Raw genomic sequence first — 24,642 nt, forward strand, 5'->3', positions numbered from 1 at the left:
AAGTTTTTCGTTTCACTTCAACCACTTGACTCGCTGCGATCGCTCGTAGCGGGAGGCGAATCATACAGCGTTACCGCCTGCTGTCAACTGCCTTTTGCACCGCTGCCGATCTAGGGACCGAAGCCCTTCCGATACTACCTGAAGCGTTCAACTCGTTGAATATCAAGGAGTTTTTCGTTTCGACTACGTCGGAAGTGGGGCGCATTATAAGGGGATTCAAAACCCCGTCAACCGTTACTTTCATAAATCCTTAATAAACTTCAACAATGTGCCCGAGCGCATCACCAGCAAGCCCGCTTCCACAAGCACCGGGCCGCTGTCCCCACTTGCGAGCTGCCCCACCTATTGCGCACTATAGTGCTCACCCGATCCAAGGACAGCCCCCCCCTGAAATGAACACCCACCCCCGCAGCCTGGCCGCTACCCTCTTCCCCATCGGCCTGCTGCTGATCGCCATGGCCTCGATCCAGTCCGGCGCCTCCCTGGCCAAGAGCATGTTCCCCATCGTCGGCGCCCAGGGCACCACCACCCTGCGCCTGGTGTTCGCCAGCATCATCATGTTGCTCCTGCTGCGACCATGGCGGGTACGCATGACCGCCAACACCCTGCGCAGCGTGATCATCTATGGCATGGCGCTGGGCGGCATGAACTTCCTCTTCTATATGTCCTTGCGCACGGTCCCGCTGGGCATCGCTGTCGCCCTGGAGTTCACCGGCCCCTTGGCCGTCGCGATCCTCGCCTCGCGCCGGGCCCTGGATTTTCTCTGGATCGCCCTGGCCGTCGCCGGGCTGTTGCTGCTGATTCCGGTGGGCCAGACCGGCAGTGCCATCGACCTGCTCGGCGCCGGCTATGCCCTGGGTGCCGGGGTGTGCTGGGCACTCTACATCCTCTTTGGCCAACGAGCAGGCGCGGAGCACGGTATACAGAGCGCTGCCCTCGGCGTGGTGATCGCGGCGCTGTTCGTCGCCCCCATCGGGGTCGTCCATGCTGGCAGCGCGTTGCTCACTCCAGCTTTGATCCCGGTCGCCCTGGGTGTCGCCATCCTGTCGACGGCACTGCCCTACAGCCTGGAGATGGTGGCGCTGACGCGCATGCCGGCACGAACCTTCGGTACCTTGATGAGCATCGAGCCAGCATTCGGCGCCCTGTCGGGCCTACTGTTCCTGGGCGAGGTCCTGAGCCTGACGCAATGGCTGGCGATTCTCGCCATCATCAGCGCGTCGGTAGGTGCCACTCTGTCGATGCGACGGGAGAGCCCGCCTCCGGTAGCGGCCGATTGATATGAGAAATATTTTCATTTGAACCGCTATAAACCATTGTCCCCACTCGCCGGGCTGATTAAGCTGTCACACGACCATAATCTTTACGCTATCTACTGTGCCGAACACGGATGCAAGGAAAGTTTCAGGAAGAAACGAAGCGACGACATCGGGGTCAGGCATGCTGGTCGGCTCCGTATTTAAGGACAGGAATGAAACGTATTTTGCTCATCCTGGCCATCTTGGCCATTGCTGGATGCGCCGCCACCGCCAAGACCGAGGTGAAGCGGGGGAAAAAAGGCCTGCACATCAACTGCTCGGGGCTCTCCTCCTCGTGGGAGAAGTGCTACAGCAAGGCAGCCAGCGCTTGTGGCAACCGCGGCTACAAGGTCGTCGCCCGCTCCGGCGATGCGGACGAGGAGCCCGGGGACTACCTGTTCGGTATCAATCCCGCAGGCTATACCAGCCGCAGCATGATCGTCCTCTGCAAGTGACCCCGTAAAGTCGGTCGCTGCCCTCCCCGCCAGGCTCAAACCGGCGCGGTGCGCGTCTCCAGCCAGGCCAGGGCCTCGCCCTTGAGCAATGGCGCCAACCGTTCCCGCACCATGGCGTGATAGCCATTGAGCCACTGGATGTCCTGTGCCCCGAGCAACTCGGGCAGCAGGCAGCGGGTATCGATCGGACACAGCGTCAAGGTCTCGAAGGCCAGAAAGTCGCCGAACGCACTCTTGCCAGCCTCGCGGTTGACCACCAGGTTCTCGATGCGCACGCCCCAGGCGCCCGGGCGATAGGTACCAGGCTCGATCGAGCTGATCATGCCCGGCTGCATGGCGGTCTGTGGCAAGGTCGCCGCCTGGTAGGCGATGACCTGCGGCCCTTCGTGGACATTCATGAAATAACCCACGCCATGCCCGGTGCCATGCCCATAGTCGACCTGGTCGGCCCATATCGGCGCCCGGGCGATGGCATCGAGCAACGGCGAGGCAATACCGCGAGGGAATGTGGCCCGCGACAGCGCGATCATGCCCTTGAGCACCCGCGTGCAATCCTCGCGCTGTTCGCGGCTGGGATTGCCGATCGGCACCATCCGGGTGATGTCGGTGGTACCGCCCAGGTACTGACCACCAGAATCGATCAGCAGCAGTCCATCACCCTCGATCACCGCATGCGACTGCTCGGTGGCCCGGTAATGCGGCATGGCGCCATTGGCGTTGAAGGCCGCGATGGTGGAGAAACTCAGTGACACGAACCCCAGACGGCGGGCACGCGCCGCGCTCAGGCGTTCATCGACGGTCAGCTCGGTAATGACTTCCTTGCCCAGGTTCGCCTCGAACCAGGCAAAGAACTCGCACAGCGCGGCGCCGTCCTGCTCCATGACCTGGCGAACATGCACCAGCTCCTCCTCGCCCTTGCGCGACTTGCTCAAGGTGGTTGGGTTGAGCCCTTCGAGCAGTTGCACCTGCTCGTCGAGGTTGTCCAGCAGCCCACAAGTCACCCGTGCCGGATCCACCAGCAGGCGGCTGCCCGGTGTCAGTGCCGCCAGGGCCGGCCCAGCCTCGGCGTAATCACGCACCTCGATGCCATCGACTTGCAATACCTGGCGCAGATGATCGTCGATCTTGTCCAGGCCGACGAACAGGGTCGCTTGCGTCTGGCCGACCAAGGCAAAGGAAACGAACACTGGGTTATAGGACACATCGCTGCCACGCAGGTTGAACAACCAGGCGATGTCGTCGAGGGTGGCGATGAAGTGCCAGTCGGCCCCCTGCGCCTGCAATGCCTGGCGTAATCCGGCCAGTTTCTGCGCACGGTTGACGGTCGCATGGGGTGGCAGGTGCTGGTAGACGGGGTTGCCGGGCAGGGCCGGCCGCTCGTCCCATACCTGCCCCAGCAGATCCAGGTGAGTCAGCAAGCGCACCTGCCTGGCCTCCAGGCGCTCGCGCAGTTGGCGTGCCGAAGCCAGCGCCATGGCCGCGCCATCCACCGCCACGACGCCGTGGTGTTCGACATGCTCGCCGAGCCATTCCAGCGCGCCTGGCTGGCCAGGCAGCAGTTTCATCAGTTCGATGCCACTGCCCTCCAGTTCCTTCTGCGCCTGCTCCCAGTAACGGCTGTCGACCCACAGTCCAGCGAAGCGCGCCATCACCACCAGGGTGCCCACCGAGCCATGGAAGCCGGACAGCCATTGCCGCCCCTGCCAGTGGCCAGGCAAGTATTCGGACAGGTGCGGGTCGGCCGAGGGCACCAGCAGGGCATCCACCCCTTCCCTGGCCATCACCTCACGCACGCGCGCCAGGCGGGCCGGAACGCTTTCCTGAATCGGGGACTGACTATTCATGCGCACTCCTGCGGACACATCATCGTTGACCATTCCAGACCGTCGATAATGGAGTAGCGCGCATGCCCTGTCACCCCACCCCCTTCTGCCGCCGGACCGAAAACATCCCGCCCAGGACGACCAGCCCCGCGCCCACGACGAGGAACACATCGAGCAGTTCCCCGAACCAGACGACACCGATCAACGAAGCGAACACCAGCAACGAATAGTTGAACGGCTGCAAGGTCACCGCAGGCGCGAACTTCAGCGCCTGCAGCAGCAACAGTTGTGCTACCACCCCCGTCATCGAGAGCACCAGCATCAGGCCGAGCTGCACCGGGGAAGGCGCAACCCATTGGGGAAGGCCGATAGCGGTCGACGCGACGGCGCCCCAGAACCCCATGTACAGCATGTTCGTGGCGAAGGAGTCGGCCGTGCTGATCTTGCGCGTCAAGATGTTGAACGACGCGAACATCAAGGCCGCCAGCAGGGGGATCAACGAGGCCAGGCTGAACACCCCAATGCCAGGCTTGAGGATGATCAAGGTTCCGCCAAAGCCGACGATCGCCGCCAGGCACTGGCGCAGATTGACATGCTCACGCAGCACGACGGCGGCCAAGGCCATCGTCAGCAAGGGGAAGATGGCGTAGATCGCATGGGTTTCGGCGAGCCCCAGGTACCGCAACGCCAGGCCGAACACGGCGATCTCGAAGACGCCGAGCAATGAGCGCGCCATCTGCAGCCAGGGATGGGCGCTCCTGAGCGCATTGCCCACCCCGCCCTTCATCGACACGAAGCACACCGCGAACAACAGGAAGCACCAGTAACGCACCATGACCATCTGTGCGATCGGCAGGTCCTTGACCAGTATCTTGGTGATCCCGTCCTGGGCTGCGAACACGAACATCGAGAGCAGACACAGGCCGATACCGATCCGTGTGCCCCTCGCCTGGTCAACCGCACTCAGGCGTTGCGCCGCTGTATTCATCTTGCGCGACGCCCTGGTCTCAGCCCTTGAGGAGACGTAGCACATGCTGGCATACAGCCAGATCCAGGTGCGCACCACCGGCGTTCTTGTACAGCGTGATGTCGTCGGCCCTGCGCAAGATCGAAGGCGCCTGGCAGAGTTCGAACAGATCGGCCTCGATGCTGGCTTCGCTGATCAGGCCCGCTTGCAGCGGTACCTGCAGGTCGCCGGCCTCGAGCGCACTGTTACGGTCGTCCACGAACAGGCGTGCGGCCGCCACCGCAGCGCTGTCGGCCTCCCGCATGTCCGGGCGGAAGCCACCCACCAGGTCGATATGGCTCCCAGGACGCACATGCAGCCCCTTGACCAAGGGCTGCGCAGCGCTGGTGGCGCAGACGATGATGTCGGCGCGGCCAACGGCCTCGTCCAGTTGCGTGACGAGGCTGGCCTCGATGCCTCGATCCTGCAGTTGCGCGACGCTCTGCTGGAGTTTCGAGGCGGTGCGGTTCCATAGCAGCACCTGGCGGATACCGGGACGGATATGCAAGTAGGCCTCGACCAGCGCTCGGGCGATCGGCCCAGCCCCCAGCACCAACAGCACGGCGCTGTCCGGCCGGCTCAGGCGCTCGGCCGCCAGCGCCGAGTCTGCGGCCGTCTTCCAGGCAGTGATGGCCGGGCCATCGAAGATGGCGCTGATGGCCTTGGTACGCTCATCGACCACCACGAAGGCCGCCTGCTCCGAGGGCAAGGGTGGCCTCGCGTCGAGGTTGGCAGGAAAGATCGAGGCGATCTTCACCCCCGCGCCCTGCCCCGGCAGCACCACTCCCCGGCTGAACAGCCCATACTCGCTGTCGCCGAGGAAATAGGCGCCGCTGACCGGACGTGGCCCCAGGTGCACCCGGCGAAGCGCATCGAGCACGCCTCCCCAGCCCAGCACGGCGTTTATCTGTTCGGCGCCAATGATCTGCATGTGAGGGATTTCCCTGTATTGCTGGTAGATGAACGATGCCCCGGCAGGCTCAGTTGCGGGCCTGGGTGGCCGCGGCCCTTGCAGCCTGCAGCCATTGGTCGAACTGCTGGCGGTGAGCGGCGATCCACGCCTTGGCGTGGCGCTGGATGTCGGCGGGGCTCTTCTCACCCTGCTGCATCTTCAGGTTCTGCGCGCTCTCGTCGGCGGCGCTGATCTGCATCAGCGAGAGGAACTTCAGCGCCGCCGGGTTCTTGTCGGCGAAGTCCCGGTTCAGCACGGCTTCGACCTTGTCCACGGCAAAGCCCAGATTCTTGCCTTGGTAGGTAGTGTCGACCGCGTTGTCGCCACCCGGCAGGTCGGTCCTGGGCACCTCCAGCCAGACCACGTCGCGGCCTTCGACCAGCACACCGGCGACCCACTGAGGTACCCAGGTGTAATAGAGCACCGGCTTGCCCTCCTTGAAGCGCGTGATGGTGTCGGCCATCAGTGCGAAGTACGAGCCTTGGTTGACGTGCACGGTCTTCTCCAGGTCGTAGGCCTTCATGTGGTGGGCGATCACCAGCTCGCAACCCCAGCCCGGGTTGCAACCGGTCAGGTCGGCCTTGCCATCGCCGTCGGTGTCGAACAGCTTGGCGATCTCTGGCTTCTTCAGGTCGGTGATGTACTTGATGCCGTGCGCATCGGCGGTCTTCTTGTCGATCAGGTAGCCCTGCAACACACCCGGCAGGATGTCACCGGCCTTGACCATCTTCTGGTCGCCCCCGGCCTTCTCGTAGAAGCTTTCGTGCAGCTTGTCCCATAGGTTCACGGAGAAGTCGGCATCGCCGTAGCCGACCGCCAGCACCATGGTGGCGTATTCGGTTTCCTTGGGTTTCTGCACCTTGTAGCCCAGCTCGCGCAGGCCCTGCATGGCGATCTCGCCGCGAAAGCGCTCCTCTTCGACCGAGGGGAAGGCCGGCGTGATCTTCACCCCCTCCCCCGGCTTGTCCGCCGAAGCGCTGGCAGACAGGGAAGCCACGGTGAACAGCGCGGCTGACGCATAGCGAACGAAATGGCGGGTGAACCTGGACTCGTGCATCTTCGCGTACCTTTTCTTGTTATTGAGTGTGCGACGCAATGGACGGTAAGCCTCGGACAGCCTTGTGCCGCCCGGCGCGGGTTGCAAAGGGCGTCATCATCGGAGGGCTTGGCGCACTGTAGCCCCCTCTACAGCGCGGAAATAGGATGGGAGCGTCAATTTATGGTATCCCGGTGCACCAGGTTCACAGCCTCGAGCCCGGCAGGGCGCAGGCTCCGAACGCCGGCAACCACCGATCAATTGCGCTGAACTTCGCCGCCCGGGCGGCTTCACACCCCATACACCCACAGCGCAAAGGCACGCCCATGCCCCACTCCCGCGAGCCGAAAACCGCCGTCGTACTGCTCGATACCCGCGAGCACAGCCCGGACCATGAACATGCGGTCCACCTCAAGCTCGCCGACTGCCTGGCCCAACTGCTGGGTATCGACCGTGCAGAACCCACCAGGCCACCTACCGCCGCCGACCGCTACTACTACCTGCCGACCGACACCCTGGTCGACCCGCAGCGCTATCGTCGCCTGGGCATCCTCGATGAACAGGACCTGTTCGGCGGCCTGGTGGCGCACCCCTACATGGCGACCAAGGCGATTTCCCATCCCTTGCTCGCCGGCGCCAGCTTCCCTGTGGGTTGGACCGATGCCTTCGCCCACCAGGCAGGCGATGCCCTGCTGCGCGGCTATACCGTGTTCAGTCGGGTCGATGCGCGCCGCGCGGCGCAAGCGCTGCTGCGCGAGGGCCCCGTACGGGTCAAGCCGGTACTGGCCTGCGCCGGGCGCGGCCAGCAGGTCGTCGCCCATATCGACGAACTGGAGCCGGCGCTCGCGCAGCTCGACGACCAAGCCTTGGCCACCTGTGGCCTGGTGCTGGAGGAGCACCTCGACGACGTGCAGACCTTCAGCGTTGGCCAGGTCCACGTCGCGGGCCTGGTCTGCAGCTACTACGGCACCCAACAGCTGACCCACGACCACCAGGGTACCGAGGTCTATGGCGGCTCTGACCTGCTGGTGGTGCGCGGGGGCTACGAGGCGCTGTTGCAGTTGCCCCTGGAAGACCACCTGCGCCTGGCGATCACCCAGGCCATGACCTATGAACGCGCGGCGCAGCAGCACTTTCCCGGCTTCATCGCCTCGCGTCGCAACTATGACATCGCCCGCGGCCTGGATGCGCACCAGCACCTGCGCAGCGGCGTGCTGGAGCAATCCTGGCGCCTGGGTGGCGCCAGCAGTGCCGAAGTCCTGGCCCTGCAAGCCTTCGCCGACGACCCGGCGCTGCAGCGGGTACGCGCCTCGAGCCATGAAGTGTTCGGCCCCGTCGAGCTGCCCGCCGATGCCACACTCTTCTATCAGGGACACGACAGTGAACTTGGACAACTCAGCAAATTTGCGCGGATTCGCCACCATGACCATCGAGAGTGAAACCGTTGAACTGCAGGTCGAGGACGACCGCATCTGCGGCACCCTGGTGAGCCCTGGCAGCAAGATGCCAGGGATCCTCTTCGTCCACGGCTGGGGCGGCAGCCAGCAGCGCGACCTGGCCAGGGCCCGGCACATCACCGGGCTGGGCTGCGTGTGCATGACCTTCGACCTGCGCGGCCACGAAAAGACCGAGAGCCAGCGCCTGACCGTCACCCGCGAGCAGAACCTAGGCGACCTGGTTGCCGCCTATGACCGGCTGGCCAGCCACCCTGCGGTGGACCCCAGCGCCATCGCCCTGATCGGCAGCAGCTATGGCGGCTACCTGGCGACCCTGCTGACCCTCCAGCGCCCCGTGAAGTGGCTGGCCCTGCGCGTGCCGGCCCTGTACTGGGACGACGACTGGGACACCCCCAAACAGGCCCTCGACCGCCAGCGCCTGAACGTCTACCGCCAGCGCATCCTCGGGCCGGGCGACAATCGTGCCCTGGCAGCCTGCGCGGAGTTCGGCGGCGATGTGCTGCTGGTGGAGTCGGAGCAAGACGACTATGTGCCGCACAACACCCTGATGAGCTACCGCTCGGCCTTCGTCGGGGCGCACTCGCTGACCCACCGCATCGTCGACGGTGCCGATCATGCGTTGTCCAGCGAGGAAAGCCAGAAGGCCTACAGCTCGATCCTCGCCGCCTGGATCGGCGAAATGGTGATCGGCGCGCGGTTGGACCGCTACCCGCACTATGCGCCCTGGTATGCTTGAGACTCGCCGACCTGGCAGTGCAGGCCGCCATCGGCGCCGCGCACCAGGCTGCGCAGGGCCTGGTAGGCAGCGAAGTTCACGCCACGCGCCTGGTGCTGGCACAGCAGTTCGAGAAAGGGCTCCTCGACGAAGCGCTCCGCCGCCGCGGCCCATTCACGGCGCGACTGCCACTGCAGGTACTGCAGCACCCGGCAGCCATCGTCGCTGGCCTGGATGCTGACGGACAGCAGCCCGTCGCAGCGCGCAGCCAGCTCCTCGCTGCGCAGCACCAGCGCCTGGGCCAGCGCCTCCTGCCGGGATGCCGGCACCTCGTACTCGATCATCTGGGTGAACCACAGGGAATGGGCCTTGGCCGTCATGGACAGTCTCCTTGCTCCGGGTACTTGCAGCGTGTTGGCCAGGAGGGTAAAACCTCGAGTTAAGTCAAGGTCAAGGACTTTTTACCATGCCGAGCAAGACGCCCTCCTCCCACCCCCAGGACCGGTTGCTGAGCGTCGGCCAACTGGCAGCGCGCAGTGGGGTGGCGGTCACCGCCTTGCATTTCTACGAGGCCAAGGGGCTGATCCACAGCACCCGCAACGCTGGCAACCAGCGCCGCTATGCACGGGCCATGCTGCGTCGGGTGGCGGTGATCAAGATGGCTCAGCGCCTGGGTATCGCCCTGGCGGACATCGCACTGGCCCTCGACACCCTGCCCAAGGACCATACCCCCACCGCCGAGGACTGGGGCAGGCTTTCTGCCCGCTGGCGCGAGGACCTGAGCCGGCGCATCGATGAATTGACCCTGCTGCGCGACCAACTGGACGGCTGCATCGGCTGTGGCTGCCTGTCGCTGAAGGAATGTCCCCTGCGCAACCACCATGATCGCCTGGCCGACGAAGGGCCAGGGCCCCATCCGCCCGAACCGCCTGTTCACTCATAAGAGCGATACGGAACCTGTGGGAGATTACCCAGCCTTTGGGCTGCGCTGTCACGCAGAGAACTGATAGTGGCTTTACGCGGCCCCCAAATGCATCACCCCGCCACAGCGAACTGTCGCCGATAGTCACTGGGCGTAAGGCCGGTGATGCGCTGGAACACCTTGCGAAACGCCCCCGGGTCCTGGTACCCCACGCCCCAGGCGATCTGGTCGACGCTGCGCCGGGTGAACTCCAGTAGGCGGCAGGCCCGTCCGACCCGGACCTGCTGGCAGTACTCGGTCGGCCGCAGACCAGTGGCGGCGCGGAAACGACGCAGGAAGGTACGTTGCTCCAGGCCCGCGCAGCTGGCCATGGTCGCCAGGCTGGCCTCCAGCACACCGTTGCCCTGCAGCCAGTGCTGGACCTTGAGCACAGCCTCGTCGCCATGGTCCAGGCGGGGGTTGAACTGCGCGCCAGGCAATGCCGTGGCCATCGGCTCCACCGCCAGGTAGCGAGCGGTCTCCCTGGCCAGGGTCGCGCCGAGAAAACGCTCCAGCAGGCGCAAGCCAAGCTCGGTCCAGGCCATCAGCCCGGCGGAAGTCATGATGTCGCCGTCGTCCAGCAGCGGCTGACCGGCCTCGACCCGGACCTTGGGAAAGCGCTCTGCCAAGGCCTGGGCATAGTTCCAGTGGGTGCACGCCCCGCGCCCATCGAGCAGGCCGCTGGCGGCGATGAAGAACACCCCGATGCACACCGAGGCGAGCACCGTGCCCTGGCCGTGCCACTGGAGCAACTGGGCCCGATGTCGCTCGAGCAGCGGCGCTGCCGGCACCGACTCCAGGCTTGGCGGGATCACCAAGGCTCGGACCTGGTGGCTGGCCTGGGGCTGGCTGTCGTGGATCACCTGCAGGTGCCCATGCGCATCGACTTGCCAATGGCTCACGCGCAGCGGCGGCAGGTCGCCCGCGCCCAGCTCGGCGGCGACCCGATTGGCCACCCGGAACAGGTCGGTCAACCCATGCACCGCCGCGCTCTGGGCCCCCGGATAGACCAGCACGCCGATTTCCAGGGTGCCAGTGCTGTCAGTTCTTGCCGTCATTCTGTCGATCGCGCCAATCCCAGGGAAGATCGCCCAAGCCTATAACTATCCGCATCCAACCACTACTGCCACAGGAGGCAGCATGAGCAAGCAGGCCCTGGTCATCATCGACATCCAGAACGACTACTTCCCCGGCGGCAAATGGACACTCGACGGCGCCGACGCAGCGGCCGACAACGCCGCCCGGCTGCTGGCCGCGGCCCGCGAACGGGGCGACCTGGTGGTGCACGTGCGGCATGAGTTCGACAGCGCCGAAGCCCCCTTCTTCGCCCCGGGCTCGGAAGGCGCGCAGATCCACGCCAAGGTCGCCCCGGCGCCAGGCGAGCCCGTGGTGCTCAAGCACCAGGTCAATGCCTTCCGCGATACCGACCTCAAGGCCTTGCTCGACCAGCACGCCGTCCAGGCCCTGACCATCGTCGGCAGCATGAGCCACATGTGCATCGACGCCGCGACCCGCGCCGCCGCCGATCACGGCTACCAGGTCGCGGTGGCCCACGACGCCTGCGCCACCCTGCCCCTGGACTTCGCCGGCCAGCAAGTGCCGGCCGCCCAGGTGCAGGCGGCCTCCATGGCCGCGCTGGCCTTCGCCTACGCCCGGGTCGAGAACACCGATACCCTGCTCGGCGAATACGGCCGCTGAGCGCTCAGATCACCACGTTGCGCACGAAACGCGTGGGCTCGCGGGCGTCGTTGCGATAGGCGTACCGGCAATTGCTGGGGAACACGTGGAACTCGCCAGCCCGCAGGCTATGTTCACACCCTTCGATGACCAGCGTCAGGCAGCCCTCGGCCACGTAGATCTGCTCGCTCCAGCCCTCGGCATCGGCCTCGCTGACATAGCATTCGCCCGGTGCCAGGGTCCACTCCCACAGCTCGACTTCACGCCGGGCCAGGCTGCTGCCCAGCAGTACCGCCCGACTGCCGGGATGCTCGCCGGCCCAGGCCAGTTCGTCGATACGGCTGGAGTCGCGCTGCTCGGGGGCCTGGATCAGCGTGCTGAAAGCCACACCGAGCGCTTCGGCGATCAGGTCCAGGGTGGTGAGGCTGACGTTCTTCTCGCCGGCCTCGATGGCCACCAGCATCCGCCGGCTGACGCCGGAACGCTCGGCCAGGGCGGTCTGGCTCAGCCCGGCGGTATTGCGCAGTTGGCGAACGTTCTGGCTGACATGCTGGAGCACCGAGGCGCGGTAGGTGGAATCTTTGTGCACTATATTGCTCACGGGTAGGGGTTGCGCAGTATACTGCCCACTTTTGCGGCGATTGTGCGCCGCCCCCTCCGAGTGTGCAAGACCATGAGCCGATCCAACCCTACGCCGCAGCCGTCCGTTTCCTTCCGCCTGAGCAAGGCCGAGGTGGTGCTGGTGTTCATCACCATGCTCTGGGGCGGCACCTTCCTGCTGGTGCACAACGTCATGACCGTGAGCGGCCCGATGTTCTTCGTCGGCCTGCGCTTCGCCGCGGCGGCGCTGTTCGTCGGCCTGGTCTCGGCACGGGCGCTGGCGGGGCTGACCTTCACCGAACTGAAGGCCGGCATGCTGATCGGTGTAACGATCATGCTCGGCTACGGCTTGCAGACCATGGGCCTGCAGACCATCAGTAGCAGCCAGTCGGCGTTCATCACTGCACTCTATGTGCCCTTCGTGCCATTGCTGCAGTGGCTGGTGCTCGGCCGCCGCCCCGGCCTGATGCCCACCCTGGGGATCTGCCTGGCCTTCGTCGGCCTGGTGCTGCTGGCTGGTCCGGAAGGCGGGGCCTTGCACTTCAGCGAAGGCGAGCTGGTCACCCTGGTCAGCGCCGTGGCCATCGCCGGCGAGATCATCCTGATCAGCCGCTACGCCGGCCAGGTCGATGTGCGCCGGGTCACCGTGGTACAGCTGGCGACCGCCTCGGTGCTGTCGTTCCTCATGATCGTCCCGACCCAGGAGCGCCTGCCTGATTTTTCCTGGCTGCTGCTGACCAGCGCCATCGGCCTGGGCGCCATGAGCGCGGTGATCCAGGTGGCGATGAACTGGGCGCAGAAATCGGTATCGCCGACCCGGGCCACCCTCATCTATGCCGGCGAGCCGGTCTGGGCCGGGATCGTCGGGCGCATCGCCGGAGAGCGTCTGCCGGGCGTGGCGCTGCTGGGCGGCCTGCTGATCGTCGTCGCCGTGGTGGTCAGCGAACTGAAGATCCGCCGCGCCAGCGAAGCGTCGCCAGTGCAGGAAGAGGCCGAGCCTCGTGAGCGTGAAGCGGGCCTGTGAAGCGTCGAACAGCGACTATGCTCTGAAAAAAACTGTTATAAAAAAACAGCTTGTCACGCCACATTTGTAGGATTCTGCGACAGCTTGCGTGTTGGTGATCAACAGCTCGGCACGTATGATCCTTGGCAAATTTCTCCAGATTAGAACGCTATGTCATTGATAGTGCTATTGCTTCTGCCCTTCGTGGGCAGTTGCCTGGCAGCCGCCCTGCCGCACAACGCACGTAATGCCGAGTCCATTCTCGCCGGGCTCGTCGCCCTGGTCGGTACCGTCCAGGTCGCCCTGTTGTACCCGCAGGTCGCCCATGGGGGCGTCATCCGTGAGGAATTCCTCTGGTTGCCCAGCCTGGGGTTGAACCTGGTGCTGCGCATGGACGGCTTCGCCTGGCTGTTCTCCCTGCTGGTGCTGGGCATCGGCACCCTGGTCTCGCTCTATGCGCGCTACTACATGTCGCCGCAGGACCCGGTGCCGCGCTTCTTCGCCTTCTTTCTGGCGTTCATGGGCGCCATGCTCGGCCTGGTGATCTCCGGCAACCTGATCCAGCTGGTGTTCTTCTGGGAGCTGACCAGCCTGTTCTCCTTCCTCTTGATCGGCTACTGGCACCACCGCGCCGACGCCCGCCGCGGCGCCTACATGGCGCTGATGGTCACCGGTGCCGGCGGCCTGTGCCTGCTGGTGGGCGCGCTGCTGCTCGGCCACGTGGTCGGCAGCTACGACCTGGACAAGGTCCTGGCAGCCGGCGAAACGATCCGCCAGCATGCGCTGTACCCGGTGCTGCTGCCGCTGATCCTGATCGGCGCCCTGAGCAAGAGCGCCCAGTTCCCCTTCCAGTTCTGGCTGCCCCATGCCATGGCGGCGCCTACCCCCGTCTCCGCCTACCTGCACTCGGCGACCATGGTCAAGGCCGGGGTATTCCTGCTGGCGCGCCTGTGGCCGGTGCTGTCGGGCAGCGAGGAGTGGTTCTGGATCGTCGGCGGTGCCGGCGCCCTGACCCTGCTGCTGGGCGCCTTCGCCGCCATGTTCCAGAACGATCTCAAGGGCCTGCTGGCCTACTCGACCATCAGCCACCTGGGCCTGATCACCCTGCTGCTCGGCCTGAACAGCCCGCTGGCGGCAGTGGCCGCGGTGTTCCACATCCTCAACCACGCCACCTTCAAGGCCTCGCTGTTCATGGCCGCCGGCATCATCGACCACGAGAGCGGCACCCGCGACATCCGCCGCCTGAGCGGGCTGTTCCGGCTGGTGCCGTTCACCGCCACCCTGGCCATGGTGGCCAGTGCCTCGATGGCCGGGGTGCCACTGATGAACGGATTCCTGTCCAAGGAGATGTTCTTCGCCGAAACGGTGTTCATCTCCTCCACGGCCTGGGTCGAGGCCACCCTGCCGGTCATCGCCACCCTGGCCGGTACCTTCAGCGTGGCCTACGCGTTGCGCTTCACCGTCGACGTGTTCTTCGGCCCCACCGCCCAGGACCTGCCGCACATCCCCCACGAGCCACCGCGCTGGATGCGCGCGCCAGTGGAACTGCTGGTACTGACCTGCCTGGTGGTGGGCATCTTCCCGGCCCAGTCGGTCGGCCCGCTGCTGGCCGCCGCTGCCCTGCCGGTGGTCGGCGGCACCCTGCCGGAATACAGCCTGGCCATCTGGCACGGCTGGAACGCCCCGCTGATCATGAGCCTGATCGCCATGAGCGGCGGCATCGTGCTCTACCTGCTGCTGCGCAAGCAACTGCGCCGCGGCCGCTTCCCCCATCCGCCGCTGATCGAGCGCTTCAACGGCAAGCGCCTGTTCGAACAGGGCCTGGTGCGCCTGATGCTGCTGGCCCGGCGCATCGAGGGGCTGCTGACCAGCCGACGCCTGCAGAGCCAGCTGTTCATGCTGGTGGTCGCCGCGTTCCTGGCCGGCCTGCTGCCCATGCTGTACAGCGGCATCACCTGGGGCGATCGCCCGAAGATCCCGGGCTCCGGGGTGTTCGTCGCGCTCTGGCTGATCGCCATCGCCTGCGCCATCGGGGCTGCCTGGCAAGCCAAGTACCACCGCCTGGCGGCGCTGATCATGGTCAGTGTCTGTGGCCTGATGACCTGCATCACCTTCGTCTGGTTCTCCGCTCCGGACCTGGCCCTCACCCAGTTGGTGGTGGAGGTGGTGACCACAGTGCTGATCCTGCTCGGCCTGCGCTGGCTGCCACGGCGTATCGAAGGCGTATCGCCCCTGCCCGGCAGCCAGGACCGCGCCCGTCTGCGGCGCCTGCGCGACCTGTTGCTGGCGGTGTTGGTCGGCGGCGGCATGGCGCTGCTCTCCTATGCCATGCTGACCCGGCCGACGCCCAACGACATCTCGTCCTTCTACTTGAGCCGGGCCCTGCCCCAGGGCGGCGGGACCAACGTGGTGAACGTCATGCTGGTGGACTTCCGCGGCTTCGACACCCTGGGCGAGATCACCGTGCTGGTGGCCGTGTCCCTGACCGTGTTCGCCCTGCTGCGACGCTTCCGCCCTCCGAAGGAAAGCATGCAGTTGCCTGCCCAGCAGCGCCAGTTGGCGCCAGACCTGGTCACCGACCTGATCAACCCGCGCCACGCCACCGACACCGCGCTGGGCTTCATGATGGTGCCGGCCGCGCTGGTGCGCCTGCTGCTGCCGATCGCCTTCGTGGTGTCGATGTACCTGTTCATGCGTGGCCACAACCAGCCGGGTGGCGGCTTCGTCGCCGGCCTGGTGATGTCGGTGGCGTTCATCCTCCAGTTCATGGTCGCCGGCACCCAGTGGGTCGAGGCGCAGATGAGCCTGCGCCCGCTGCGCTGGATGGGCACGGGCCTGCTCTGCGCGACCCTGACCGGCGGCGGCGCGATGGCCCTGGGCTATCCGTTCCTGACTACCCACACCGCCCACCTGCACCTGCCGCTGCTGGGTGACGTGCACGTGGCCAGCGCACTGTTCTTCGACGTCGGCGTCTACACCGTGGTGGTCGGTGCCACCCTGCTGATCCTCACCGCCCTGGCGCACCAGTCGGTGCGCGCCCACCGCCCGGGCACCGCGCCCAAGTCCAGCCAAGCAGGAGCCGCCTGATGGAAGAAGTCATCGCAATCGCCATCGGTGTCCTGGCCGCCTCCGGGGTCTGGCTGGTCCTGCGCCCGCGCACCTACCAGGTGATCATGGGCCTGTGCCTGCTCTCCTACGGCGTCAACCTGTTCATCTTCAGCATGGGCAGCCTGTTCATCGGCAAAGAGCCGATCATCAAGGACGGCGTGCCCCAGGACCTGCTGCACTACACCGACCCGCTGCCCCAGGCCCTGGTGTTGACCGCCATCGTCATCAGCTTCGCCATGACCGCGCTGTTCCTGGTGGTATTGCTCGCCTCGCGCGGCCTCACCGGTACCGACCATGTCGACGGCCGGGAGCGTGAGGAATGAGCGGGATGAACCAACTGATCATCGCCCCCATCCTGCTGCCGCTGGTGACCGCGGCCCTGATGCTGCTGCTCGGCGAAAAGCACCGCCCGCTCAAGGCGCGCCTGAACCTGCTGTCCACCCTGGCCGGTCTGTGCATCGCCATCACCTTGCTGCTGTGGGTACGCAGCCAGGGTCAGGCCGAGTCGATCGGCGTCTACCTGCCGGGCAACTGGCCGGCGCCCTTCGGCATCGTGCTGGTGCTGGACCACCTGTCCGCGCTGCTGCTGAGCCTGACCGGGATCATCGGCGTCAGCGCACTGTTGTTCGCCCGAGCCCGCTGGGATGGCGCCGGCGCCAGCTTCCATGCGCTGTTCCAGATCCAGCTGATGGGCCTGTACGGCGCCTTCCTGACCGCCGACCTGTTCAACCTGTTCGTGTTCTTCGAAGTCCTGCTGGCGGCCTCCTACGGCCTGCTGCTGCACGGCTCGGGGCGGGCACGGGTCAAGGCCGGCCTGCACTACATCGCCGTCAACCTGTTCGCCTCGTCGCTGTTTTTGGTGGGGGCCGCCATGCTCTACGGCGTGACCGGCACCCTGAACATGGCCGACCTGGCCCTGAAGATCCCCCTGGTACCGGAGGCCGATCGCGGCCTGCTGCACGCCGGCGCGGCGATCCTGGCCATGGCCTTTTTGGTCAAGGCCGGCATCTGGCCGCTGAACTTCTGGCTGGTGCCGGCCTATGCCTCGGCCAGCGCGCCGGTCGCGGCGCTGTTCGCCATCATGACCAAGGTCGGCCTGTACGCGGTGCTGCGCCTATGGACCTTGCTGTTCTCCGGGCAGGCCGGCGCCTCGGCGCACTTCGGTGGGCAGTGGCTGGTCTATGGCGGCCTGGCCACCCTGGCCGTCGCGGCGATCGCCATTCTCGCCGCCCAGCGCCTGGAGCGCCTGGCCGCCCTGAGCATCCTGGTTTCCGCCGGCACCCTGCTGGGGGCCATCGGTTTCGGCCAACCGATCCTGACCGGCGGTGCGTTGTTCTACCTGGTGAGCTCGAGCCTGGCCCTGTGCGCCCTGTTCCTGCTCGCCGAGCTGATCGAACGTTCGCGCTCGGCCAACGAGGCGCCGCTGGACGATGAGGAAGACGCGATCCCGCCACCGCTGGAATCGCTGCACCCGCCCAAGGGCATCAACCTGGACGACGAGCAAAAGGCAGTGATCGGCCAGATCATTCCCTGGACCATGGCGTTCCTCGGCCTAAGCTTCATCGCCTGCGCCCTGTTGATCATCGGCATGCCGCCGCTGTCGGGCTTCATCGGCAAACTGAGCCTGATCAGCGCCCTGTTCAACCCACAAGGCCTGGGCATGCCGGCCGGACAAGCGCTGTCGCTCTCCGGCTGGGGCCTGGTGGCGCTGTTGATCCTCTCGGGCATGGCCTCGATGATCGCCTTCGGGCGAGTGGGCATCCAGCGCTTCTGGAAACCCGAGGAGCGCCCCTCGCCCCTGCTGCGGCGCTACGAGTGCCTGCCGATCGTGATCCTCCTGGGCCTGTGCATGGTCCTGAGCGTGCGGGCCGAACCGCTGCTGCGCTACACCCAGGACACGGCAGCCAGCCTGCAGGCACCCGACGCCTATATCCGGGCGGTGATGGCCACCCGCCCGGTACCCGGCCCTACCACGCTCGACGAACAGGTGCAGCCATGAGACGACTGTTCCCCGCCCCGCTGCTGTCCCTGTCGCTGTTCGCGCTGTGGTTGCTGCTCAATCTCTCGGTCAGCCCCGGCAACCTGCTGCTCGGCGCTGCACTGGGCTTTCTCGCCCCGCTGCTGATGGCGCCGCTGCGGCCAAAGCATGCCCATGTGCGGCGGCCCTTGGTCGTCGCCCGCTTGATCTGCCTGGTCGGCCTCGACGTGATCCTTTCCAACCTGCAGGTCGCCCGTGGCGTGCTGTGCGCCAAGCGGCGCCCGCCGCGCTCTGCCTTCGTCCACATTCCCCTGGCCCTGCGCGATGCCCACGGCCTGGCGGCGCTGTCGATGATCACCACGGTGGTGCCCGGCACGGTCTGGTCGGAGCTGGCCCTGGACCGCAGCGTCCTGCTGATCCATGTGTTCGACCTGGAGGACGAAGCGGCCTTCATCGAGCATTTCAAGAACACCTATGAACGCCCGCTGATGGAGATCTTCGAATGACAGGCCTGCTTGCCAATGCCGTCCTCGCCAGCCTGTTCATCTTCGCCAGCGCCATGGCCCTGGCGCTGGTCCGGCTGTTCCGCGGTCCCTCCGCCCAGGACCGAGTCCTGGCGCTGGACTACCTGTACATCCTGGCCATGCTGATGATGCTGGTGCTGGGCATCCGCTATGCCAGCGACACCTATTTCGAAGGCGCCCTGCTGATCGCCCTGTTCGGCTTCGTCGGCTCCTTCGCCCTGGCCAAGTTCCTCCTGCGTGGCGAGGTGATCGAATGAGCGAAACCATCGAACTACCCTTCTGGCTGGAGCTGGCCACGGCCGCGCTGCTGCTCACCGGCAGCCTGTTCGCCCTGATCGGCGCCATTGGCCTGGTTCGCCTGAAAGACTACTTCCAGCGCATGCATCCACCGGCACTGGCCTCGACCATCGGCGCCTGGAGCGTCTGCCTGGCGTCGATCCTGTATTTCTCATGGCTCAAGCAAGGGCCGGTGCTGCATGCCTGGCTGATCCCCGTGCTGCTGTCGATCACGGTGCCGGTCACCACCTTGCTGCTGGCCCGGGCGGCGCTGTTTCGCAAGCGCACCGCGGGCGAAGATGTGCCTGCGGAGGTCAGCAGCGGGCGCAATGGTGGGAGCTGAACGATGTGGGTGTGGGCTTAGGACCGCCAATAGGCCAGCCCTGGCACTGCAACGATGCGCTGGCAACCCTATCCCTGGCTCAGGCGCTGCAATTCGCGCCGCACCATGGCCGCATATTCGGGCGGGCTGAGCCGATACAGCTGGCCGGCTACCCAGGCCAGCCAGGTGCTGCCCAGCGCCTCACGCTGCGCCAACAGTCGCTCGGCCAAGGCGGTCGCCTGGGCCTGGTGCCGGCGATGGAAGGCCGCCCGCCCCACAGGCAACTCGTCGCTCATTCGCTGGCCTTGAAGGTGGTCAACTCGCCCTTGCGCCACTTGGCGACCTTGCCCGTCACCGCCTTGAGCAGTTTGCCCAGGCCTTCCTGCACCTGCTGCCGGGCCGCGAACACCAGCATCACGCCGTGGCCTTCACGGAACACGATGCCCTCACCCTCCGGCACCGAGACGAAGGCATAGTCGCCAACACCGTAGACATTCAGCTTTATTTCACGAAAACGCAGCTCCAGCTTGCCACCTTCACGGCTGGGCAACACCGCGGCGCGGAAGTGATCGCCCACCTTGAGCTCCAGGCGCTGCTTGTCATCGACCACCAAGGCACTGCCCGTATCGATCTCAGCCATGTACAGGCCATCGGGTCCCTGCTCGGTGACATACACGAAACGCCCTTGGAACAGCTTGACCAACTTGGCCCGCAAATCGCCCAGGGCAAACAATGCGTGGGTATCCAGAGTACTGACTGCCAATGAAGAGTTCCTCAAATCGGTTACACGCGCCCACCCGAACGCCGGGGAGACACACTCATTTCAAGTCGTTGTCTGAAAAGACTAATGAAGCGATGCGCGAAACGTCTGTGCAGGCAGGCGACGCGACAGGCAGGAATCGTTACTCCAGCGTGCCAGCCAAGGCCTCAAGACGGTTTTTCGGCTGTTTCCCAACCGGGACACGTAATAACTGACAACCGAACTGCCAGAAAAGATGCAATAGAAAGTTCCAGGCCCCTCGGCAGAATGGGTCCGGTATTCATCAGCGCATTACAGGGGAAGGAATATGCACGAAAACACCGAAATCCGTCGAGAGGCCCAACACATTTCTTGCCTCTGGCACGCAACCTAGGGCCTCGACTCAGGCCGCCTGCCCTTTTTCCAGCTGTGCCAACCAGGCCGCCTGGCACTCCAGTGCCTCCCCGCGCGTGGCGAACGCCGTACCACGGCGCTCGCCATCGACCAGCACGACCCAGCAGACGCGCTTGCCCAGGGCCTGCAGGGTGGCAGGCACGCCAGAGCCAATCATCACGGCGACATCGATTCGGCTACTCATCATCCCCTCCGGAATTTAATTAGCTGCCTAACTATGTCATCATCATACGCCTGCCCAGATCGCGGAAAAATCCTACTTGGGTATAGCTGTATTGCATCCACGGCAATAAAGGCCGAAGCCTGATGCAGGCATCGGAAACGCAAAGGCCCCACGGATCGCTCCGTGGGGCCTGGCACCGGGGTGTCGGTCAGATCTGGCGCTGGTGGCGGTCGAGCTGCTCGTGACGCTCCTGGGCTTCGATGCAGTACTTGGTGATCGGGCTGATCAGCAGGCGCTGCAGGCCGATCGGCTCGCCGCTGTCGTCGCACCAGCCGAAGCTTTCATCGGCGATGCGGCCCAGGGCCATCTCCAGCTGCGGCAACAGGCGCTGGTCGCGCTCGATGGCATTGACCAGCCAGTGGCGTTCTTCTTCCACCGAAGCCACGTCGGCCGGATCCGAAGGGGTATCCAGGCTCTCGATGGTATTGCGGCTCAGCTCGATGCGCTCCTGGGTCTCGACTTTCATCGCCTGCAGCAGCTCAGCGAAGAACGCCAGTTGATCGGCGTTCATGTAGTCATCGGCCGACATGGCCAGCAACTGTTCCTTGGTCATCGATTTCTCTATGAAAATATGTGCATTTGGGCGATTCGGGTGCCGCCGGCGATGGCTCGCCGGCAGCGGAATTCTTCAAGCGCCAACCGGCACTTTTCTACAGGGGGCGGCAGTCTAAGACGCTGCGTCGCATGGGGCAACAGGCACGACGGGGGAATTTGACCGAAATGGCCTGGATTCCGCCCATCGGCAGTCTACGGGGCGGCGAATGGGCGTGGGGTAAGCGTGCCTTGGGCTTTCTCGCCCCGCAGGGGAGCGCAGCCCTTTCGCGACACAAGGCCGCCCCACATCTACGGCGCTGTTCTACAATCGAGCGCCATAGATGTGGGGGCGGCCTTGTGTCGCGACAGGGCCGTGTAGCGGCCCCAGTGTTCATTTACCCGCGCCGTGACCTCAACGGTCCTTGAACTGCGCCTCACGCTTGGCGATGAAGGCGGCCATGCCTTCCTTCTGGTCCTCGGTGGCGAAAGCGGCGTGGAACACCCGGCGCTCGAAGCGCACACCCTCGCTCAGGGTGACCTCGAAGGCGCGGTTGACGCTTTCCTTGACCATCATGCTCACCGGGATCGACTTGCTGGCGATGGTCGCTGCGACCTTCAACGCCTCCTCCAGCAGTTCGGCCTGGGGCACCACGCGGGCCACCAGGCCGGCGCGCTCGGCTTCCTCGGCGCCCATCAGGCGACCGGTCAGGCACAGCTCCATGGCCTTGGCCTTGCCCACCGCGCGGGTCAAGCGCTGGGTACCACCCATGCCCGGCAGCACGCCGAGGTTGATCTCCGGCTGGCCGAACTTGGCGTTGTCGGCGGCGAGGATGAAGTCGCACATCATCGCCAGCTCGCAGCCACCGCCCAGGGCGAAGCCGGATACCGCGGCGATGATCGGCTTGCGCCGGTTGGCGATGCGGTCGGCGTCGCTGAACAGGTCATCGACATAGATCTGCGGATACTTGAGCTCGGCCATCTCCTTGATGTCGGCACCCGCGGCGAACGCCTTGGCAGAACCGGTGATGACCACGCAGCCGATGTTCGGATCACGTTCGAGCTGGTCCAGGGCCTGGTTGATCTCGCCGACGATCTGCGCGTTCAGGGCATTGAGCGCCTGGGGCCGGTTGAGGGTGATCAGGCCGACCTTGCCGTGGATGTCCAACAGGATGGTTTCGAATGCCATGCAGACTGCTCCTTCAAAGATTGCGCGCAATGACCATGCGCTGAATGTCGCTGGTGCCCTCGTAGATCTGGCAGACCCGGACGTCGCGGTAGATCCGCTCCAGCGGGAAGTCGCTCAGATAGCCATATCCGCCGAGGGTCTGCAAGGCGTCCGAACAGACCTTTTCGGCCATTTCCGAGGCGAACAGCTTGGCCATGGAGGCTTCCACCAGCGCCGCACGCCCAGCGTCGCGCAGCGCCGCGGCATGCAGCACCATTTGCCGGGCCACGGCGATGCGCGTGGCCATGTCGGCCAGGCGGAAGGCCACGGCCTGGTGTTCGATCAGCGGCTTGCCGAAACTCTGCCGCTCGTTGGCATAGTCGCGCGCCACCTCGAAGGCAGCGCGGGCCATGCCCACCGACTGGGCAGCGATGCCGATGCGCCCACCTTCGAGGTTGGCCAGGGCGATCCTGTAGCCCTCGCCCTCATCGCCCAGGCGGTTGGCCACCGGCACGCGCACCTCGTCGAAGACGATCTGGCAGGTGTCGGAGGCATGCTGGCCAAGTTTGTCCTCGACCCGCGCCACCTGGTAGCCGGGCGAGTCGGTCGGCACGATGAAGGCGCTGATGCCACGCTTGCCGGCATCCGGGTCGGTGACGGCGAAGACGATCACCACGCCAGCGTTCTGCCCGGAGGTGATGAACTGCTTGCTGCCGTTGAGCACGTAGTGGTCACCGTCCAGACGCGCCCGGGTCTTCAGGCTGCTGGCATCGGAGCCGGCCTGGGGCTCGGTCAGGGCGAAGGCACCGAGCATCGCGCCGCTGGCCAACGGGGCGAGGAAGGTCGCCTTCTGCTGGTCGCTGCCAAAGCGCAGGATCGGCACGCACCCCACCGAGTTGTGCACGCTCATGATGGTCGAGCAGGCGCCGTCGCCCGCGGCGATCTCTTCAAGGGCCATGGCATAGGCCACGTAGCCGGTGTCGCTGCCGCCCCACTGCTCCGGCACCAGCATGCCGAACAGGCCCATATCGGCCATTTCCCGGATGGCCTCGCGAGGGAAGCTGTGCGCCTTGTCCCATTGCTCGGCGAACGGTTTCAGGCGCGCCTGGGCGAAGGCGCGAACGGCGTCGGCGATCTGTTGTTGTTCGTCAGATACCAGCATGGTCTCACCTCAATACAGGCATTCGACGGCCATGGCCGTGGCCTCGCCACCGCCGATGCAGATGGCCGCCACGCCACGGCGCAGGTTGTTCTGGCGCAGGGCCGAAAGCAGGGTCACCAGGATCCGTGCACCCGAGGCGCCGATCGGGTGGCCCAGGGCGCAGGCGCCGCCGTGGATGTTGACCTTCTCGTGGGGCAGGTCGAGGTGCTTCATCGCGGCCAGGGTGACCACGGCGAAGGCCTCGTTGATCTCGAACAGGTCCACCTGCGACAGGTTCCAGCCGACGCGCTTGACCAGCTTGTCGATGGCTCCGATGGGGGCGGTGGGGAACAGCGCCGGTGCGTCGGCGAAAGCCGCATGGCCGTGGATCACCGCCAGAGGCGTGAGGCCACGCTGCTCGGCGTGCGAGCGGCGCATCAGCACCAGCGCCGCGGCGCCGTCGGAAATGGAGCTGGAGTTGGCCGCCGTGACCGTGCCGCCTTCGCGAAAGGCCGGGCGCAGTTGCGGGATCTTGTCCAGGCGCGCCTTCGGTGGCTGCTCGTCATCCTTGACGATGCGCTTGTCCTTGCCTTCGGTGACTTCCACCGGGACGATCTCGGCGGCGAAACGGCCGCTGCTGATCGCCTCCTGGGCGCGGGTCAGCGAGGCGATGGCGAACTGGTCCTGGGCCTGGCGGCTGAAGCCGTTGGCCTGGGCGCAATCCTCGGCGAAGGTGCCCATCAGGCGACCCTTGTCGTAGGCGTCCTCCAGGCCGTCCATGAACATGTGGTCGATGATCTTGCCATGGCCCATGCGGTATCCGCCACGGGCCTTGTCCAGCAGGTAAGGCGCGTTGGTCATGCTTTCCATGCCGCCGGCTACCACCACCTCGGCACTGCCGGCCAGCAGCAGGTCATGGGCCATGATCGCCGCCTGCATGCCCGAGCCGCACATCTTGTTCAGGGTGGTGCAGGTGGTGTGCTTGTCCAAGCCCGCGCCCAGGGCGGCCTGGCGCGCCGGTGCCTGGCCGAGGCCGGCCGGCAGCACGCAGCCGAACAGCACCTGCTCGACGCTGCCGGCGTCGATGCCGGCACGCTCGACCGCGGCACGGATGGCGGCGGCGCCCAGTTGCGGGGCGCTCAGGCTTTTCAGGTCGCCCTGCAGGCCACCCATGGGCGTGCGCACGGCGCTGACGATGACGATCGGGTCGTTGGCGAGAGTCATGTTCGCTTACT

The 24,642-nt window shown here is 65.7% G+C and carries 27 protein-coding genes; 13 read left to right on the forward strand and 14 right to left on the reverse strand.

The window, feature by feature from the left end:
* Window positions 1-392 precede the first annotated feature (392 nt).
* Together rhtA and NJF35_RS21490 are read left to right on the forward strand one after the other, a co-directional pair.
* On the forward strand, window positions 393-1,280 hold the full coding sequence (rhtA, locus tag NJF35_RS21485; protein WP_225790422.1) for a threonine/homoserine exporter RhtA: 888 nt from the start codon (window positions 393-395) through the stop codon (window positions 1,278-1,280).
* Between the two features lie 191 nt (window positions 1,281-1,471).
* Window positions 1,472-1,753 carry a hypothetical protein gene (locus NJF35_RS21490; RefSeq protein WP_225790423.1) on the forward strand — a complete coding sequence of 94 codons (282 nt, stop codon included), beginning with the start codon at window positions 1,472-1,474 and terminating at the stop codon, window positions 1,751-1,753.
* A 35-nt stretch (window positions 1,754-1,788) separates the two neighbouring features.
* On the opposite strand, the gene NJF35_RS21495 is transcribed toward NJF35_RS21490, so the two are convergent.
* From NJF35_RS21495 to proX, 4 genes are all read right to left on the reverse strand, one after another.
* On the reverse strand, window positions 1,789-3,597 hold the full coding sequence (locus NJF35_RS21495; RefSeq protein WP_253081662.1) for an aminopeptidase P family protein: 1,809 nt from the start codon (window positions 3,595-3,597) through the stop codon (window positions 1,789-1,791).
* Window positions 3,598-3,667: 70 nt separating this feature from the next.
* Window positions 3,668-4,639, reverse strand: coding sequence for a DMT family transporter (locus tag NJF35_RS21500; RefSeq protein WP_225790425.1), 972 nt, complete (start codon window positions 4,637-4,639; stop codon window positions 3,668-3,670).
* The gene (locus NJF35_RS21505; protein WP_225790426.1) at window positions 4,584-5,513 is read right to left on the reverse strand and encodes an ornithine cyclodeaminase family protein; all 930 of its coding nucleotides are present in this window, start codon (window positions 5,511-5,513) and stop codon (window positions 4,584-4,586) included. Before NJF35_RS21505 ends, NJF35_RS21500 begins: the two co-directional genes overlap by 56 nt.
* 49 nt (window positions 5,514-5,562) lie before the next feature.
* Window positions 5,563-6,591 (reverse strand): glycine betaine/L-proline ABC transporter substrate-binding protein ProX, encoded by a 1,029-nt coding sequence (gene proX / locus NJF35_RS21510; RefSeq protein WP_225790427.1) that lies wholly within the window; start codon window positions 6,589-6,591, stop codon window positions 5,563-5,565.
* 305 nt (window positions 6,592-6,896) lie between these two features.
* On the opposite strand from proX, the gene NJF35_RS21515 reads away from it, so the two are divergent.
* Window positions 6,897-8,009 carry a DUF3182 family protein gene (locus NJF35_RS21515; protein ID WP_225790428.1) on the forward strand — a complete coding sequence of 371 codons (1,113 nt, stop codon included), beginning with the start codon at window positions 6,897-6,899 and terminating at the stop codon, window positions 8,007-8,009.
* Window positions 7,993-8,763, forward strand: coding sequence for an alpha/beta hydrolase family protein (locus tag NJF35_RS21520; protein WP_225790429.1), 771 nt, complete (start codon window positions 7,993-7,995; stop codon window positions 8,761-8,763). The genes NJF35_RS21515 and NJF35_RS21520 overlap by 17 nt, the downstream gene beginning before the upstream one ends.
* On the opposite strand, the gene NJF35_RS21525 is transcribed toward NJF35_RS21520, so the two are convergent.
* Window positions 8,742-9,122 (reverse strand): antibiotic biosynthesis monooxygenase, encoded by a 381-nt coding sequence (locus NJF35_RS21525; RefSeq protein ID WP_225790430.1) that lies wholly within the window; start codon window positions 9,120-9,122, stop codon window positions 8,742-8,744. The genes NJF35_RS21520 and NJF35_RS21525 overlap by 22 nt on opposite strands.
* 86 nt (window positions 9,123-9,208) lie before the next feature.
* Here NJF35_RS21525 and soxR point away from each other — a divergent pair, with 86 nt between their 5' ends.
* Entirely contained in the window at window positions 9,209-9,685 is a 477-nt protein-coding gene (gene soxR / locus NJF35_RS21530; protein WP_225790431.1) for a redox-sensitive transcriptional activator SoxR, read from the forward strand.
* A 92-nt stretch (window positions 9,686-9,777) separates the two neighbouring features.
* Here soxR and NJF35_RS21535 read toward each other — a convergent pair whose 3' ends face one another.
* Window positions 9,778-10,761 (reverse strand): GlxA family transcriptional regulator, encoded by a 984-nt coding sequence (locus tag NJF35_RS21535; RefSeq protein WP_253081656.1) that lies wholly within the window; start codon window positions 10,759-10,761, stop codon window positions 9,778-9,780.
* Window positions 10,762-10,843: 82 nt separating this feature from the next.
* Here NJF35_RS21535 and NJF35_RS21540 point away from each other — a divergent pair, with 82 nt between their 5' ends.
* Window positions 10,844-11,401, forward strand: coding sequence for a cysteine hydrolase family protein (locus tag NJF35_RS21540; RefSeq protein WP_253081655.1), 558 nt, complete (start codon window positions 10,844-10,846; stop codon window positions 11,399-11,401).
* A 4-nt stretch (window positions 11,402-11,405) separates the two neighbouring features.
* On the opposite strand, the gene NJF35_RS21545 is transcribed toward NJF35_RS21540, so the two are convergent.
* On the reverse strand, window positions 11,406-11,969 hold the full coding sequence (locus NJF35_RS21545) for a helix-turn-helix domain-containing protein (protein ID WP_253091462.1): 564 nt from the start codon (window positions 11,967-11,969) through the stop codon (window positions 11,406-11,408).
* Window positions 11,970-12,053: 84 nt separating this feature from the next.
* Between NJF35_RS21545 and NJF35_RS21550 the strand changes: the two genes are divergently transcribed.
* The 7 genes from NJF35_RS21550 to NJF35_RS21580 all read left to right on the forward strand — a co-directional run bounded on the left by NJF35_RS21550 (window position 12,054) and on the right by NJF35_RS21580 (window position 19,212).
* Window positions 12,054-13,004, forward strand: a complete 951-nt coding sequence (locus NJF35_RS21550; protein ID WP_225790435.1) for a DMT family transporter — start codon at window positions 12,054-12,056, stop codon at window positions 13,002-13,004.
* Window positions 13,005-13,154: 150 nt separating this feature from the next.
* A complete protein-coding gene (locus NJF35_RS21555; protein ID WP_225790436.1) occupies window positions 13,155-16,070 on the forward strand; it encodes a monovalent cation/H+ antiporter subunit A in 2,916 nt (971 codons plus the stop codon).
* Window positions 16,070-16,414 (forward strand): Na+/H+ antiporter subunit C, encoded by a 345-nt coding sequence (locus NJF35_RS21560; RefSeq protein ID WP_225790437.1) that lies wholly within the window; start codon window positions 16,070-16,072, stop codon window positions 16,412-16,414. The genes NJF35_RS21555 and NJF35_RS21560 overlap by 1 nt, the downstream gene beginning before the upstream one ends.
* Window positions 16,411-18,090 (forward strand): monovalent cation/H+ antiporter subunit D, encoded by a 1,680-nt coding sequence (locus NJF35_RS21565; RefSeq protein ID WP_225790438.1) that lies wholly within the window; start codon window positions 16,411-16,413, stop codon window positions 18,088-18,090. The genes NJF35_RS21560 and NJF35_RS21565 overlap by 4 nt, the downstream gene beginning before the upstream one ends.
* Window positions 18,087-18,575 carry a Na+/H+ antiporter subunit E gene (locus NJF35_RS21570; protein ID WP_225790439.1) on the forward strand — a complete coding sequence of 163 codons (489 nt, stop codon included), beginning with the start codon at window positions 18,087-18,089 and terminating at the stop codon, window positions 18,573-18,575. The genes NJF35_RS21565 and NJF35_RS21570 overlap by 4 nt, the downstream gene beginning before the upstream one ends.
* Window positions 18,572-18,850, forward strand: a complete 279-nt coding sequence (locus tag NJF35_RS21575) for a K+/H+ antiporter subunit F (RefSeq protein ID WP_225790440.1) — start codon at window positions 18,572-18,574, stop codon at window positions 18,848-18,850. Before NJF35_RS21570 ends, NJF35_RS21575 begins: the two co-directional genes overlap by 4 nt.
* Window positions 18,847-19,212: a Na+/H+ antiporter subunit G gene (locus NJF35_RS21580; RefSeq protein ID WP_225790441.1), complete on the forward strand. Its 366-nt coding sequence runs from the start codon at window positions 18,847-18,849 to the stop codon at window positions 19,210-19,212. Before NJF35_RS21575 ends, NJF35_RS21580 begins: the two co-directional genes overlap by 4 nt.
* Before the next feature lie 68 nt (window positions 19,213-19,280).
* Here NJF35_RS21580 and NJF35_RS21585 read toward each other — a convergent pair whose 3' ends face one another.
* The 7 genes from NJF35_RS21585 to NJF35_RS21615 form a co-directional block, all read right to left on the reverse strand.
* Window positions 19,281-19,487, reverse strand: coding sequence for a hypothetical protein (locus tag NJF35_RS21585; RefSeq protein ID WP_225790442.1), 207 nt, complete (start codon window positions 19,485-19,487; stop codon window positions 19,281-19,283).
* Window positions 19,484-19,954 carry a hypothetical protein gene (locus tag NJF35_RS21590; RefSeq protein WP_225790443.1) on the reverse strand — a complete coding sequence of 157 codons (471 nt, stop codon included), beginning with the start codon at window positions 19,952-19,954 and terminating at the stop codon, window positions 19,484-19,486. Before NJF35_RS21590 ends, NJF35_RS21585 begins: the two co-directional genes overlap by 4 nt.
* 379 nt (window positions 19,955-20,333) lie before the next feature.
* Window positions 20,334-20,528, reverse strand: a complete 195-nt coding sequence (locus tag NJF35_RS21595) for a hypothetical protein (RefSeq protein WP_225790444.1) — start codon at window positions 20,526-20,528, stop codon at window positions 20,334-20,336.
* A 187-nt stretch (window positions 20,529-20,715) separates the two neighbouring features.
* Window positions 20,716-21,120: a TraR/DksA family transcriptional regulator gene (locus tag NJF35_RS21600; RefSeq protein ID WP_225790445.1), complete on the reverse strand. Its 405-nt coding sequence runs from the start codon at window positions 21,118-21,120 to the stop codon at window positions 20,716-20,718.
* A 393-nt stretch (window positions 21,121-21,513) separates the two neighbouring features.
* Window positions 21,514-22,287, reverse strand: a complete 774-nt coding sequence (locus NJF35_RS21605; RefSeq protein WP_225790446.1) for an enoyl-CoA hydratase — start codon at window positions 22,285-22,287, stop codon at window positions 21,514-21,516.
* 13 nt (window positions 22,288-22,300) lie between these two features.
* Window positions 22,301-23,428, reverse strand: coding sequence for an acyl-CoA dehydrogenase (locus tag NJF35_RS21610; protein ID WP_225790447.1), 1,128 nt, complete (start codon window positions 23,426-23,428; stop codon window positions 22,301-22,303).
* A 9-nt stretch (window positions 23,429-23,437) separates the two neighbouring features.
* Entirely contained in the window at window positions 23,438-24,631 is a 1,194-nt protein-coding gene (locus tag NJF35_RS21615; protein WP_225790448.1) for an acetyl-CoA C-acyltransferase, read from the reverse strand.
* Between the last annotated feature and the right edge of the window lie 11 nt (window positions 24,632-24,642).

It is taken from the genome of Pseudomonas guariconensis (genome assembly GCF_024127895.1).
Lineage (GTDB): Bacteria > Pseudomonadota > Gammaproteobacteria > Pseudomonadales > Pseudomonadaceae > Aquipseudomonas > Aquipseudomonas guariconensis_B.

Excerpts from the sequence above, each read along its gene's own strand:
- rhtA (WP_225790422.1), top strand. The coding sequence starts at position 393 with ATGAACACCCACCCCCGCAGCCTGGCCGCTACCCTCTTCCCCATCGGC.
- NJF35_RS21490 (WP_225790423.1), top strand. The coding sequence starts at position 1,472 with ATGAAACGTATTTTGCTCATCCTGGCCATCTTGGCCATTGCTGGATGC.
- NJF35_RS21495 (WP_253081662.1), bottom strand. The coding sequence starts at position 3,597 with ATGAATAGTCAGTCCCCGATTCAGGAAAGCGTTCCGGCCCGCCTGGCG.
- NJF35_RS21505 (WP_225790426.1), bottom strand. The coding sequence starts at position 5,513 with ATGCAGATCATTGGCGCCGAACAGATAAACGCCGTGCTGGGCTGGGGA.
- proX (WP_225790427.1), bottom strand. The coding sequence starts at position 6,591 with ATGCACGAGTCCAGGTTCACCCGCCATTTCGTTCGCTATGCGTCAGCC.
- NJF35_RS21515 (WP_225790428.1), top strand. The coding sequence starts at position 6,897 with ATGCCCCACTCCCGCGAGCCGAAAACCGCCGTCGTACTGCTCGATACC.
- NJF35_RS21520 (WP_225790429.1), top strand. The coding sequence starts at position 7,993 with ATGACCATCGAGAGTGAAACCGTTGAACTGCAGGTCGAGGACGACCGC.
- NJF35_RS21525 (WP_225790430.1), bottom strand. The coding sequence starts at position 9,122 with ATGACGGCCAAGGCCCATTCCCTGTGGTTCACCCAGATGATCGAGTAC.
- soxR (WP_225790431.1), top strand. The coding sequence starts at position 9,209 with ATGCCGAGCAAGACGCCCTCCTCCCACCCCCAGGACCGGTTGCTGAGC.
- NJF35_RS21535 (WP_253081656.1), bottom strand. The coding sequence starts at position 10,761 with ATGACGGCAAGAACTGACAGCACTGGCACCCTGGAAATCGGCGTGCTG.
- NJF35_RS21540 (WP_253081655.1), top strand. The coding sequence starts at position 10,844 with ATGAGCAAGCAGGCCCTGGTCATCATCGACATCCAGAACGACTACTTC.
- NJF35_RS21550 (WP_225790435.1), top strand. The coding sequence starts at position 12,054 with ATGAGCCGATCCAACCCTACGCCGCAGCCGTCCGTTTCCTTCCGCCTG.
- NJF35_RS21555 (WP_225790436.1), top strand. The coding sequence starts at position 13,155 with ATGTCATTGATAGTGCTATTGCTTCTGCCCTTCGTGGGCAGTTGCCTG.
- NJF35_RS21560 (WP_225790437.1), top strand. The coding sequence starts at position 16,070 with ATGGAAGAAGTCATCGCAATCGCCATCGGTGTCCTGGCCGCCTCCGGG.
- NJF35_RS21565 (WP_225790438.1), top strand. The coding sequence starts at position 16,411 with ATGAGCGGGATGAACCAACTGATCATCGCCCCCATCCTGCTGCCGCTG.
- NJF35_RS21570 (WP_225790439.1), top strand. The coding sequence starts at position 18,087 with ATGAGACGACTGTTCCCCGCCCCGCTGCTGTCCCTGTCGCTGTTCGCG.
- NJF35_RS21575 (WP_225790440.1), top strand. The coding sequence starts at position 18,572 with ATGACAGGCCTGCTTGCCAATGCCGTCCTCGCCAGCCTGTTCATCTTC.
- NJF35_RS21580 (WP_225790441.1), top strand. The coding sequence starts at position 18,847 with ATGAGCGAAACCATCGAACTACCCTTCTGGCTGGAGCTGGCCACGGCC.
- NJF35_RS21585 (WP_225790442.1), bottom strand. The coding sequence starts at position 19,487 with ATGAGCGACGAGTTGCCTGTGGGGCGGGCGGCCTTCCATCGCCGGCAC.
- NJF35_RS21595 (WP_225790444.1), bottom strand. The coding sequence starts at position 20,528 with ATGAGTAGCCGAATCGATGTCGCCGTGATGATTGGCTCTGGCGTGCCT.
- NJF35_RS21600 (WP_225790445.1), bottom strand. The coding sequence starts at position 21,120 with ATGACCAAGGAACAGTTGCTGGCCATGTCGGCCGATGACTACATGAAC.
- NJF35_RS21605 (WP_225790446.1), bottom strand. The coding sequence starts at position 22,287 with ATGGCATTCGAAACCATCCTGTTGGACATCCACGGCAAGGTCGGCCTG.
- NJF35_RS21610 (WP_225790447.1), bottom strand. The coding sequence starts at position 23,428 with ATGCTGGTATCTGACGAACAACAACAGATCGCCGACGCCGTTCGCGCC.
- NJF35_RS21615 (WP_225790448.1), bottom strand. The coding sequence starts at position 24,631 with ATGACTCTCGCCAACGACCCGATCGTCATCGTCAGCGCCGTGCGCACG.